Source organism: Xanthomarina arctica (genome assembly GCF_014638915.1).
GTDB classification, from domain to species: domain Bacteria; phylum Bacteroidota; class Bacteroidia; order Flavobacteriales; family Flavobacteriaceae; genus Xanthomarina; species Xanthomarina arctica.
Window position 1 is genome coordinate 639,792 of record NZ_BMFQ01000001.1, and the last position, 13,186, is coordinate 652,977.

Genomic DNA, 13,186 nt, shown 5'->3' on the forward strand with positions numbered 1-13,186 from the left:
AATGACAGGCTCAAAAAGATGGTTTGTTATAATTAATCCGACTTCTGGTAATGGTTCATGCAATCGAAAATGGACAGACATACAAAAACTTCTTATTTCCAATAAATTTAATTTCGAATTTGTATTCACACAATACCAAAATCACAGCTTCGAATTAACTCAAGGCGCTATAAAACAAGGTTTTAGAGATTTTATTTGTGTTGGAGGCGATGGAACACTACACAATATAATTAATGGCATCATGGACCAAAAAGAGGTTCTCTCAACAGACATTCATGTTGGTATTATCCCGATTGGAACCGGAAATGATTGGGTTAAAACGCATCAAATTCCAAACCAATTGGAAAAAGCCATTGAAATAATAAAAAAAGGTAGTTTAAAAATACAAGATGTTGGTAAAATAGACTTGATACCTGAGAATAAAAGACCTGTCTATTTTATAAACCTTGCGGGAATTGGTTTTGATGGCTATGTGGTAAGTAAGGTTAATAAATACAAGCATTTGGGCACCTTGGCCTATTTAGCTGGTGCATTTTTAGGCTTATTTTCCTTTCAAAATTTTCGATCGAAAGTATCTGTAAATGCAGAACAAATTGAATCTAAAACATTAATGATTCTAGTTGGAATCTGTAAATATTCTGGAGGTGGCATGCAATTAACCGAAACATCAAATCCATTTGATGGTATTTTAGATATCAGTATTGTTAAAGACATTGGAAAATGGGATATTATTAAAAATCTCCCGAAGTTATTTAATGGAAAAATTACAAGCCATAAAAAGGTGGAAACTTATAAAACTACTTCTGTATCGATTGATTTATTAGATACTAAAAAACCCTTTATTCAAGCAGATGGTGAATTAATTGGCACAGGAAATATAGAAGTTTCTATCATTCAAAAGGCCTTTTCGTTTTATGCTTAAGCAAAAAAACGCCTAACTTTCGTTAGACGTTTTCTAAATTTTATTTACTAAATACTATTTTTTGTATCCTGCATTTAATGCATCTAAAATAGTTTTGGTAATATCATTAGCTTCTGAACCATATATAACGCTACCACCTTCATTACTTCCAAAGATATAAGTGTAACCGTTTTTCTGACCATAATCTTTTACATAACCTCTAACTTTAGAAATTAATGAATCGATTTCAGTTTGACTTTCTAATTGAATTTGTTGCTCTTCAGCTTGGATACCTTGTTGAAGCATTTGTTGTTTCTGACTTAATACTTGGTATTCTTGTTGTGCTTGAGCATCAGACATAGTTTGAGCTTTTTGCTGAAATGCTTGTGCTTCTACTTGAAATGCTCTTCCAATACTATCTGTTCTTTTTTGGAAAGTTTCAATCAAAATTTTAAATTTTGCTTCGATATCTATTTTCTCTTGATATTTATTGATTAGTTCACTATTATCAATAAATCCTGTTTTTTGTGATTGATCACAAGAAACTAATGTGATAACTGCTAAAGCAATTAAAAATATGTTTTTCATTTTTTGTTTTTTTTTTAATTTGCTGCAAATGTAGAAAAGTAAATGTGATAGTTTTAAAAAATTGCGAATAATTTACTTAATAAAGAAAACTTATTTAAAACTTCTAATATTATAGGCTTCCTCGATTAAAATTGGATTCACTAGAGGCGTTTTAAGCCATTTTAAAGAAAATCGACACTTACACTTCGTTTGAATAGAAAACTCATCGGCTAAATCTTTTAAATTAAGTTTTAGCTGTTTTTTATGACATAAATTAACGAAGAATACTCTCCAGAGCTTTTAGCTTTCATATTTGAAAGCCAACCAACACGAAACCCATTAAAAATACTTAAAGTCCCTTTTCTATATTTTTCAGAAAGCATACTTACATAATATGAATCAAATGTCATAGGAAGTGTTTTTACTACTTCCATTTGTTCTTTTAAAAACAGATTAGAAATTGATTTTTTTGAAAAATGCCAAAGATGTCTTGGCACATCAAAAGCCGCCCAGTAATTTTTATAATAGGATGCATCGTAACTTTTATAATTAGGAACGGCAATAATTAAAGTGCCTTCTGCTTTTAGCAATTTCTTTAAGACTGAGATTTGATTCTCTAAATTTGGCAAGTGTTCTAAAACATGCCAAAGCGTAATAACATCAAAACTGTTTTCTTCAAACTTTTCAAGTTGATCAATATCGAATACCGCTTGATTGGTTTTTTTGTTAGCAATTTCTCTTGCTTGCTTATTTGGTTCAATTCCGGAAACCTCCCATTGATTTTTTTGTGCTGTTTGCAAAAAATCTCCGGTCCCGCAACCAATATCTAAAAGCCGTTTTTTGTTTGAAGAAAATGAATTAATTAATTTCAGCTTCCGTTTTAAAGAAATATCACGAACTATATGATAGACTTTTTCAAACAGGTTTCTTTGGGAATCTGTGTGCGAAATATAGTCTTCGGTTTTATAGTATTCTGGAAGTTTTACTTCGGTTGGTTGAGGAACAGTTTCAAGAAACCCGTAAGTTTCGTTTTCAATTAATTGGAATTCTTCGCCAGAAACTGAGTGGTCTTTTACGGTTAAGTATGGTTTTAATTGCTTCACTTAGTATTTACTTAATAGGCTTTGAAGCCCATTCTAATATCATTTAAATAATCTGAAATAACATATCTGTAAAACGAATCCATTTTAAGACAATCTTTATGCTCATCAGTAGTAACTGTAATTGCTATAAAGTATTTTGTTTTTCCACTCTTTACTAATTCGGGATCATCATTTTTAAAAATGTAATCTGTAAAATCAATATATTTAGAAGTATCAGCTTCCCCTAAAACACTAAAATTAAACCAAACCCCTTCTACTTTTAATCTAAAATTATTTGGATTGAATCCTTTCTCATTTTTATATCTATCATCCAAATACCTATTAAAAACAATTGGACTACTATAGATTTGAAAGGTGAATTTATTTAATCTTTCTAATTCATTTTTAGAATTCTCATCCCCTTGGACCACATTAAAACCTCTAACATCTGGAACAGACTTTACGGGAAAACAACCATAAAAACTATTGAAGCCCACGAGTAATAAAAGAAAAATAAGACGCCTTTTCAAACTCATAAAGTTGATCTGAATTTAAATGTTCCACGTGGAACATCTCCAAAAATAATTTCAATTACCTCCCCATATAAACTAAAAGTACAGATACATCACTAGGTGAAACTCCGCTAATACGTGAAGCCTGAGAGATGGTTACTGGCTGAATTTTATTCAATTTTTCACGAGCCTCTAAGCTCATTGATTTTAAATTTGAGTAATCAAAATTCTTAGGAATCTTAATGTTTTCTAATCGATTTAATTTGTCGGCATTATTCTTTTCCTTCTCTATATAACCAGAATATTTAATTTGAATTTCTGCCTGTTCGATAATCTCATTATCCAAATCATGCTCTTGAATATAGCTCTCAACAGATGCTACTTGACGCATGTCATCTATGCTGATATTTGGTCTAGAAAATATTTTTTGCATCTTATCAGACTGCTTCATTAAAGCTGAATCTTTAGCTTCCAGAATAGGATTAATCTCTTCGTGCTTCACACTTGTATCTGCAAAAAACTTAACAAAAGCTTCAGATTTAGTTTGCTTATCTTCCATACGTCTCATACGTTTTTCAGAAGCCAAACCTAATTCAAACGACTTAGGAGTCAATCGGAAATCGGCATTATCCTGACGCAAGAGCGTTCTATATTCTGCACGAGAAGTAAACATTCTGTATGGCTCTTCCGTACCCTTCGTAATTAAATCGTCAATTAAAACACCTATATAAGCTTCACTCCTAGTAAGAATAAAAGGATCTCTTTCCTGCACTTTCAAAGCCGCATTTATACCAGCCATTAATCCTTGAGAAGCCGCTTCTTCATAACCCGTTGTTCCGTTAATCTGACCTGCGAAATACAAACCTTCAACTAACTTAGTTTCTAAGGTATGTTGTAATTGTGTTGGCGGAAAATAATCGTATTCAATAGCATACCCTGGACGAAAAAATTTAACCTTCTCAAATCCCGCAACAGAACTTAATGCTTTAAATTGCACGTCTTCTGGTAAGGAAGTTGAGAAACCATTGATATACATTTCAACTGTATTCCAACCTTCAGGCTCTACAAATAATTGATGTCTGTCTTTGTCAGCAAACCTATTTATTTTATCCTCGATAGAAGGACAATATCTTGGCCCTAAGCTTTTAATTCTACCATTAAACATTGGAGACCTATCAAAACCTTCACGAAGTAAATCGTGTACCTCAGAACTAGTATAAGTTAAATAACAAGAGCGCTGTTTTGTCAACGGTTTAGTAACATCTAAATATGAAAATTTCTCAGGATTTTCGTCTCCTGGTTGTTCCGTCATTTTAGAAAAATCTAAAGATCTTCCATCCACTCTTGGAGGTGTTCCAGTTTTCATTCTCCCAGATTCGAATCCAAAACCTACTAATTGTTCTGTAATACCAGTAGCAGCTTTTTCACCTGCTCTTCCCCCACCAAAATTCTTATCACCTATATGGATAAGTCCATTCAAAAAAGTCCCATTAGTCAACACAACCGACTTAGATCTAATCTCTAAACCAAGAGATGTTTTAACTCCAGCCACTTTATTGTTTTCAACAATAAGACCGGAAACCATTTCCTGATAGAAGTCTAAATTTTCTGTACCCTCTAACATCAAACGCCAATCTTCAGCAAAACGCATACGGTCACTTTGCACACGAGGACTCCACATGGCAGGTCCTTTAGACTTGTTAAGCATTTTAAACTGAATAGCAGAGGTATCACTAACAATTCCACTATACCCACCTAGAGCATCTATCTCTCTAACAATTTGTCCTTTTGCAATTCCTCCCATAGCAGGATTACAAGACATTTGAGCAATGTTCTGTAGATTCATGGTAATAAGCAAGGTTTTGCTTCCCATGTTCGCCGCAGCTGCCGCAGCTTCGCTTCCAGCGTGCCCACCACCAACTACTATAACATCATATACTGTATTAAACATACGTTGTATTTATTCTTTAAATTCTCTCCTATAAAATTATAGAAGTACTAAATTGTTCCACGTGGAACAATTATGATTATTTTATATAAAACTCTTCGTTAGAATGAAATAATTCGCAAAGATAGTCTGATTTACTGAATATTAGCAAATAATTGTAAGTAATGATTCTCCTTCTCTCTCATTAGTTTAGCATCTTCATCTGTCTTGTCCTTGTAACCACAATAATGTAATATACCATGAACCATCACGCGACGTAACTCATCTTCTAATGAAACTTCAAAATCAACAGCATTGTCTGCTACTCTTTCAGTAGAAATATAAACATCACCTTGTATTATTTTTCCTACTGTATAGTCGAAACTAATAATGTCTGTTAAGGTATCATGTTGTAAAAATTCGACGTTTAATTTGAGTAGGTAATCATCATCACAAAAAATGAAATTGATCTCGCCTAACTTCTTTTCTTCATTTAAAATTACTTTTTCTAACCAAGTAGATATTTGAGATTCATTACTAAGTTGAAATGTGTTTTCTGAATTATAACTAATCATTTTCTTGTTTGAAATATTCTTTAACTTTTTTATTATAAACTGGCTGCAAAGGTAAACTTTGTCTGTTTAAAATTTCATTTGTGTTAAAATATTCTTTGGCCTTAGGAATTTGGCTATTTGTATTGTTATCGAACTCATTCGAATTTGTTTCAGATTTACGCTTCGTATCCTGTCCTTGTTGAAATGTCGCATTTTCCATTTTCAATAATTGATGTTGTAAATTCATCATTTTTTCAAGCGTTCTTTGTGTAAAACCTTTGTTCAATAAATCCATTTCAACCTCTTCCATTTGCTTTAAAAGATTGTTGCCAGAAGGATTCATTCCCTCTTTGGCTAACTTCTCTTCTAAGGCTTGTCTAATTTGTTGCTGTTGCTGATAAATTTTAAACAACTCTCCATTCATTTCTTCAGACATAGATCCTTCTCCTTCTCCTTGCTTTCCACCTTCACCTCCAGATTTTCCATCTTTACCTTCTTTTCCTTTCTTATCACCCTTATCTCCTTTTTCACCCTTTTCGCCTTCTTTACCTTTATCGCCTTCCTTACCATCACCCTCTTCTTTAGGCTCACCTTTCTCACCTTTTTTCATGCCTTTCTCCATCTCCTTGTTAAGCTCTTCCTGACTCATAATAATATCCGGCAAACCTTGATCTGGTTTCCCTTGACCACCTTTTCCTTGTCCGCTAGCCTGCATTTGCATAGAATCCATAACATTACTTAAAAAGTCCGCCAAATTATTAGCAGAAGTAATCGTGTATTGCTGATTGGAAACTCCCTGGAAAATGTTATTTTCTGAAAATTGATCTAAGGACTTATCCATATTATAAAACACTTCTGAAATTTCCTTGTTTACAAATTCCGAAAGCTTAGGTTGTCTTAAAGAAAGTGCAAATAAACTATCATCGATATGAGAAAAATGCTCTTTTAAGGTATATTGCTTTTTTAAATATGTGGCATATTTATTATGATTAACCTCAATACTCTTAAACTGATTCATCAAAGCTTCTTGATCTAAAGAAAACAGAATCAGATTGTCTAAAATTTGACGTAACATATCAATATCTTCCTGCATCTGTTCTCCTCCACCCATCATTTGCATGCCAGCTTCCATTTTCTGACTCATGCTTTTCATTTTTTCTCCAGCTTGTTTTTGCTTTTGAGATGCTTTCTTTTGATTTTCTTCAGCACCTTTCTCTTCATTCTTTTCTTCGTTTTCTTCCTTTTTACCTAATTCGTCTGAAGCTTCTTCTTGATCTTTTTTAATATCTTCTTGCTGTTTTTCCTCATTAGGAATCTTCATTGGATCTCTTAAACTTTCGTTTTCCTTTTGAAGTTCCTCCATCTCTTTTTTGAAATCTTCAAACTCCTTATTTAATTCTTCCTGCTTCTCTTTGGTATTATTTTCTTTTGTTTCGTTTGAAAGATCCAATTGCTTTTTAGCTAAATCCTCTAATTCCTTTTGAAGTTTTTCTAGCTTTTTAGTCACATAATATTTCTTAGTTAATTCTAACAATTGCTCTAAACTTCGTTTCTTATTTTTATTCTGCTTAGCAAGTTGTTCCAACTTCTCAGAAAGTTCTTCCTTATTAATTTTCTCTTGAAGTTTTTCTAATTCCTCTAAAAGCTTTTCATCTTTTTTAAGTTGCTCTTCATTCTCTTTTAAACGTTCCTTTAAATCTTCTTTAAAAGGGTCTTTTTCATCATTATCTTTTTGAAATTTCTCTAAATTTTCTTTCAGCTCTTTGTTGAAATTTTTCATCATTTCTTCTTGTTGCTTCTGACGTTTCAAGAAGTTTTCCAACTGACGTTTATCGTTAAAATTTAATTCTGCTTTTTCTTTTTGGGTTTTAGATAAAGATTCTAATTCTTTTTCCCTCTCTTCAAACTTTTCTAAGGACTTATCTAAACTTTGAATCGTTTCACTTTGCTGTTCTAATTGCTTTTGTTCCTCTTCTTCCTTGGTTAATTTTCTATAGGAATAAACAGTACTTTTTGTGCTTTTGAAGTTATGTAACGCATCGTTATCAAAAACCTGAAAGAATAAATTGTAGCTAACTCCTTCTTTTAGTTCCAATTGGTTTGGAAAAGCACTAATAAATTCTGCCACATTGGATGATGAGATTTGAATAGGTTCAACCTTCACATCTAACTCATTATCAATAGGATAATAAACTAATTGAAGTTTACTTATTCCGTAATCATCACTTGCTTGCCCATGAAAGTAAAGAGATTGTTGATCCAAACTATCAACAGCCATTTTCATGTTCAACTCCGGATGTTCATCTGAAATAACGTCGATATTATAAGATAATGTTTCGTAATTTTTAAGTTTGGAATTACTAGTCGTTAAGCTGTAATCCAATGGTTTAGAGACCTGCTTTGTGGTTTCAAATTTATTGGAACTCGTCTTAGATAATTGAACAGTATCTTTAGAAATCAATTGAACGCTGTCCGTAGCCTTGGTTGACAATTTCCATGTGATTTTTGTTCCCTGTGGAACTATTGCATTTCCGGTACTTTTTAAAACTTCATCCGTTTTCTTGGTATAGGAAGGATAATCCAAATACATTTCAAAATTTAGTAGGCTAGGTACTTCAGCAACACTCAAAACATAAGGTCTTGAATTGACATTATTTGCCGACAGTTGAAATTCGATATCAGATTTTGGCTTTGAAAAAACATACTCAAACTGACCTGTACTTACTTGTTGAAGGACATAAGATTCATTATTAAAAGTAATTTTCACATTTTCAGGCATAACTTCTCCTGCTGTGGAAACTATTAATTTAAAGTCCTTACTTTCATTCGTGTTTAAAGATTCATTCAGAATAAAAAACTGAAAAGGCGCTGGAGGTTCATAAGCTGTTTTATAATTTACAACACGATTATAACTCTCGCTAAACAAATTTATATGACCAGTTACAAAAGTTAAAAGCAAAATAAGCACTGGAATAGCCGCATATTTAAGATACTTTAAACTGGATTGAAAATTGACTGCCAATTTAAAAGGAATGGGTTGTAATTCTGAAGATTTTTGATTGATACTTGCTAGTAACAGTTCAGATTGTTGAGCATCTTCTTTTAATTGAAGTACATTTAAAAGTTTGTCGCTAACCTCAGGAAAATGATTTCCAATAATTTTTGAAGCTTCTTTGTAATCTATTCCCTTTTGAAGCTTAAATAATTTAGCTAATGGAATGGCAATAAATTTAAAAAACAAGCTCAACTCTACTGCTATAAAAACCCAAAATAATACGGTTCTAGACGCAGTGTTTAGCCAAAGTACATATTCCACAAAAAGCGTGAACAAGAAATATAAAAAGCCTAAAGCAAAAAATAGGATGACTCCTTTAAGCAATTCGTTGGTATAAAATCGCTTAATAAATTGCTCTAATTTTAATTGAATGTCTTCAAATTTTGTCATCTAACTCAAGTACCTGTTTTCTTAACCACTAAAATTACAATAATATTTTTACTCTAAATGGCATAGAATTGGTAAAACTTAGTTAATTTTAAATGCCTAGAAATAGGATTCCCTACTTCAAGGGAATGAAAATTCAATTTTTAATGAAAGATTTAAAGTATTTAGCCGCTTTGTCCATTCCCATAATGGCATTTATGGGCATTTATTTAAAAGGTTATTTCACGTATTTAACACCTTTCTATGCTTTTGTTTTAATACCTATTATGGATTTACTACTTCCACTGGATCCAACGAATTTAAATCCTGAAGAAGCAACTGATAATTTAAAAACCAAACTATTCGATTGGCTACTATATCTAAATCTTCCTATAGTTTACGGACTGATCTTTTACGCTTTAATAACAATGTCCATAACATCTTTTAACACTTTTGAAATAATAGGACTTATTTTATCCGTTGGTACTGTTTTGGCTGTTAATGGCATAAATGTGGCTCATGAACTTGGTCATAGACAAAGTACTAACGAACGCTTTTTAGGTAAAGCCTTATTGCTTCCTTCCTTTTATATGCATTTTTATATAGAGCATAATTTTGGCCACCATTTACACGCTGCGACACCTGAAGATCCAGCCACTGCAAAATACAATCAATCCATTTACTCGTTTTGGTTTACCTCTACCTTTCGACAATATTTTAATTCTTGGAACATTCAGAAAATGTTACTTAAAAATAATAACAACGCTTTCTTTTCAACCAAAAACGACTTGTTGTGGTATGGTATGTTTCAACTAAGTTATCTCATCTTAGTATTTGTGTTTTTTGGAACTATTGGATTTGTTTTTGTACTAGCTGCCGGAATTGTTGGTTTTATAATGTTAGAAACCGTAAATTATATTGAGCATTATGGTTTGTTACGTTCTAAATTACCATCGGGAAGATATGAACGGGTTAAGCAAAACCACTCCTGGAATTCCAATCATGCCCTTGGTAGAATTGTACTCTATGAATTAACCAGACATAGCGATCATCATTATAAATCGTCTAAAAAATATCAAATTTTAGACAGTTATGAAGATAGTCCGCAAATGCCTTATGGTTATCCAACTTCCATGGTTATCTCACTCTTTCCGCCGTTATGGTTTAAGATTATGAATAAACGGGTTCCACGTGACATGGTTTCTTAAAAAAGACAAGAGAAAAAAGTATATTTAAAATAGACTTTCTCTTTATTCTATTTTCTTTGTTCTTTCTTCTACTCTGCTATATCTTTGCAACTTCAAATAAATCAAGATGTCTAAACAAGTTAGAGTGCGTTTTGCACCAAGTCCAACAGGACCTTTACATATTGGAGGTGTTAGAACAGCACTTTTCAACTACGTTTTTGCTAAAAAACACAACGGAACTTTTATTCTAAGAATAGAAGATACAGACCAAAATAGGTATGTTGAAGGAGCCGAAAATTATATTATTGAATCTCTAAACTGGTGTGGCTTTCCTTTTGATGAAGGTCCAGGGAAAAATGAAAAATTTGGTCCTTATAGACAAAGTGAACGCAAGCACATTTATAAAGAATATGCCGATAAATTGATTGCTTCTGGTAATGCTTATTACGCATTTGATACAGCCGAAACATTAGATTTTCATAGAAAAGATCACGAAGAAAAAGGTAAAACCTTTATCTATAATTGGCATAACCGTTTAAAATTAGATAACTCCTTATCTCTTTCTGTTGAAGAAACACAAGCTAAATTAGATGCAGGTGAAGATTTTGTGATTCGGTTTAAATCGCCTCAAGATGAAACTTTGCATTTAACGGACATTATTCGTGGTAATATTACTATTGAAACAAATGTGTTAGACGACAAAGTTTTGTTTAAAAGTGATGGCATGCCAACCTACCATTTAGCGAATATTGTGGACGACCATTTAATGGAAATCTCTCATGTTATTCGTGGGGAAGAATGGTTGCCTTCTTTAGCTTTACACTATCAATTATATAAAGCTTTTGGTTGGGAAGCTCCTGAATTTGCACATTTACCACTTATCTTAAAACCTACAGGAAAAGGTAAATTAAGCAAACGTGATGGCGATAAATTAGGGTTTCCTGTATTTCCATTGGCATATAAAGATGAAAAAACAGAAGAACTATCTCGAGGCTATAGAGAAGATGGCTATTTTCCTGAAGCTGTTGTTAACTTTTTAGCCTTTTTAGGTTGGAATCCAGGAACAGAACAAGAAATTTTTAGTCTAGAAGAATTGGTTCAGGCTTTCGATTTAAGTCGTGTGAATAAAGCTGGAGCGCGTTTTGATCCAGATAAAATAAAATGGTTTAATCACCATTATATGCAAGAACAAAATAATGATGATCTAGCAGAACAGTTTAAATTGCTTTTCCCTGAAGCTTTAAACGACATCGATGTTAATTACGTTTCAATGGTTATCAACTTAATTAAAGAAAGAGCGACTTTTGTAACTGATTTTTGGGATTTAGGGAACTTTTTCTTCGAAACTCCTTCAGATTTAGATGAAAAAGCTACCAAAAAAGCTTGGAAAGAAGATTCTCCTGAATTAATGAAAGAACTAATCACTATTATTTCTTCAGTTGAAGATTATACGGTTGAAAACCTTCAAACAGCCATTAAAGGCTGGATTACTTCAAAAGAAATAGGTTTTGGAAAAGTCATGATGCCATTACGTTTGGCATTGGTTGGTGCTTTACAAGGTCCTGAAGTTTTCGATATTATGTATTTAATAGGAAAAGACGAAAGTGTTAGACGGATAGAAAATCTTATCAACACATTATCATAAAAAAAGCGACCAAACGGTCGCTTTTTTGTTTTAATTATGTTCTGTAAAAGTGGAACTGTAACAAAAGGGATACATAAAGCTACTAATAGTATACATTGTCTTTTTACATGTTCATTCTCATGTTATTGTGACAATTATAGCTTAAATTAGTAATCATATTTTTTTAACCCTAATAAATTCTATTATGTCCATTTTATACATTCCTATTTTAGTATTTTGTGTGTTTCTTTTTATCTCTCTATTTTTCATAGTGAAACAACAAACAGCCGTAATTGTCGAACGTTTTGGTAAATTTCATAGCATTCGTCATTCTGGATTACAATTAAAAATTCCATTGATGGATAGAGTTGCTGGAAGATTGAGTTTAAAAATTCAGCAGTTAGATGTTTTAATTGAAACAAAAACTTTAGATGATGTTTTTGTTAAACTAAAAGTATCAGTTCAATATAAAGTGATTAGTGAAAAGGTTTACGATGCTTATTACAAACTAGATTATCCGCATGAACAAATAACCAGTTATGTGTTTGATGTAGTTCGTGCTGAAGTTCCAAAAATGAAATTGGACGATGTGTTTGTTAAAAAAGATGATGTGGCTTTAGCTGTAAAAGCTGAATTAAACGAAGCTATGTCCGATTATGGTTTTGATATTATTAAAACTCTAGTTACAGATATTGATCCAGATGCTCAGGTAAAACAAGCCATGAACAGAATTAACGCGGCTGATAGAGAAAAAACAGCTGCTCAATATGAAGGTGATGCCCAACGTATTCTAATAGTTGAAAAAGCAAAAGCTGAAGCAGAGAGCAAACGTTTACAAGGACAAGGTATTGCAGATCAACGTCGTGAAATTGCTAGAGGTTTGGAAGAATCTGTGGATGTATTAAATCGTGTTGGAATTAACAGTCAAGAAGCATCTGCTTTAATTGTTGTAACCCAACATTATGATACTTTACAAGCTATTGGAAGCGAAACCAACAGCAATTTAATTTTATTACCAAATTCGCCTCAAGCAGGAAGCCAAATGTTAAACGATATGGTAGCGAGTTTTACTGCTAGTAACCAAATTGGTGAAGCCATGAAAAATAACAAGAAGAAGAAAGAGTAATTACGTTTTAATCAACTTATAAAAGCCTCGAATTTATAACATTCGAGGCTTTTAGTTTTTATGATTCTTTTTATATTTAAGGACCAAATCTTTTAAAGTTGCTAAATAAATTTCTAAATCTTCTGTAGAAATTTCTGGATGATCCATATTTGGAATGGTATCAGGATTTTCATCTAAATACTTATAGACTTCTGGATAATTGGTTTCAATATCTCTTATTAAAGTAGATATTTCAGAAAGTAAGTCTTTCACAGTTTTCATATTTTTAATCATGTTTTTAGATTT

At 32.2% G+C, this 13,186-nt stretch carries 11 protein-coding genes; 4 read left to right on the forward strand and 7 right to left on the reverse strand.

The features are described from left to right. The first annotated feature begins 1 nt into the window (after position 1). The gene (locus tag IEV77_RS02815; RefSeq protein ID WP_188461641.1) at positions 2-922 is read left to right on the forward strand and encodes a diacylglycerol/lipid kinase family protein; all 921 of its coding nucleotides are present in this window, start codon (positions 2-4) and stop codon (positions 920-922) included. A 54-nt stretch (positions 923-976) separates the two neighbouring features. On the opposite strand, the gene IEV77_RS02820 is transcribed toward IEV77_RS02815, so the two are convergent. The 6 genes from IEV77_RS02820 to IEV77_RS02845 form a co-directional block, all read right to left on the reverse strand. Next, positions 977-1,489: an OmpH/Skp family outer membrane protein gene (locus tag IEV77_RS02820; RefSeq protein WP_188461643.1), complete on the reverse strand. Its 513-nt coding sequence runs from the start codon at positions 1,487-1,489 to the stop codon at positions 977-979. A 230-nt stretch (positions 1,490-1,719) separates the two neighbouring features. Continuing rightward, on the reverse strand, positions 1,720-2,571 hold the full coding sequence (locus tag IEV77_RS02825) for a class I SAM-dependent methyltransferase (RefSeq protein WP_188461645.1): 852 nt from the start codon (positions 2,569-2,571) through the stop codon (positions 1,720-1,722). An 11-nt stretch (positions 2,572-2,582) separates the two neighbouring features. Further along, positions 2,583-3,086, reverse strand: a complete 504-nt coding sequence (locus IEV77_RS02830; protein WP_188461647.1) for a hypothetical protein — start codon at positions 3,084-3,086, stop codon at positions 2,583-2,585. 55 nt (positions 3,087-3,141) lie between these two features. After that, positions 3,142-5,013 carry a tRNA uridine-5-carboxymethylaminomethyl(34) synthesis enzyme MnmG gene (mnmG, locus tag IEV77_RS02835; RefSeq protein ID WP_188461649.1) on the reverse strand — a complete coding sequence of 624 codons (1,872 nt, stop codon included), beginning with the start codon at positions 5,011-5,013 and terminating at the stop codon, positions 3,142-3,144. Positions 5,014-5,144: 131 nt separating this feature from the next. Next, a complete protein-coding gene (gene ybeY, locus IEV77_RS02840) occupies positions 5,145-5,564 on the reverse strand; it encodes an rRNA maturation RNase YbeY (RefSeq protein WP_188461651.1) in 420 nt (139 codons plus the stop codon). Next, positions 5,557-8,988: a DUF4175 family protein gene (locus tag IEV77_RS02845; protein ID WP_188461653.1), complete on the reverse strand. Its 3,432-nt coding sequence runs from the start codon at positions 8,986-8,988 to the stop codon at positions 5,557-5,559. Before IEV77_RS02845 ends, ybeY begins: the two co-directional genes overlap by 8 nt. 143 nt (positions 8,989-9,131) lie before the next feature. On the opposite strand from IEV77_RS02845, the gene IEV77_RS02850 reads away from it, so the two are divergent. From IEV77_RS02850 to IEV77_RS02860, 3 genes are all read left to right on the forward strand, one after another. Then, positions 9,132-10,172: an alkane 1-monooxygenase gene (locus IEV77_RS02850; protein ID WP_188461655.1), complete on the forward strand. Its 1,041-nt coding sequence runs from the start codon at positions 9,132-9,134 to the stop codon at positions 10,170-10,172. Between the two features lie 106 nt (positions 10,173-10,278). Continuing rightward, entirely contained in the window at positions 10,279-11,796 is a 1,518-nt protein-coding gene (gene gltX, locus IEV77_RS02855; RefSeq protein ID WP_188461657.1) for a glutamate--tRNA ligase, read from the forward strand. 184 nt (positions 11,797-11,980) lie between these two features. Further along, positions 11,981-12,901 (forward strand): SPFH domain-containing protein, encoded by a 921-nt coding sequence (locus IEV77_RS02860; protein WP_188461658.1) that lies wholly within the window; start codon positions 11,981-11,983, stop codon positions 12,899-12,901. Between the two features lie 51 nt (positions 12,902-12,952). Here IEV77_RS02860 and IEV77_RS02865 read toward each other — a convergent pair whose 3' ends face one another. Then, entirely contained in the window at positions 12,953-13,162 is a 210-nt protein-coding gene (locus IEV77_RS02865) for a hypothetical protein (protein ID WP_188461660.1), read from the reverse strand. Between the last annotated feature and the right edge of the window lie 24 nt (positions 13,163-13,186).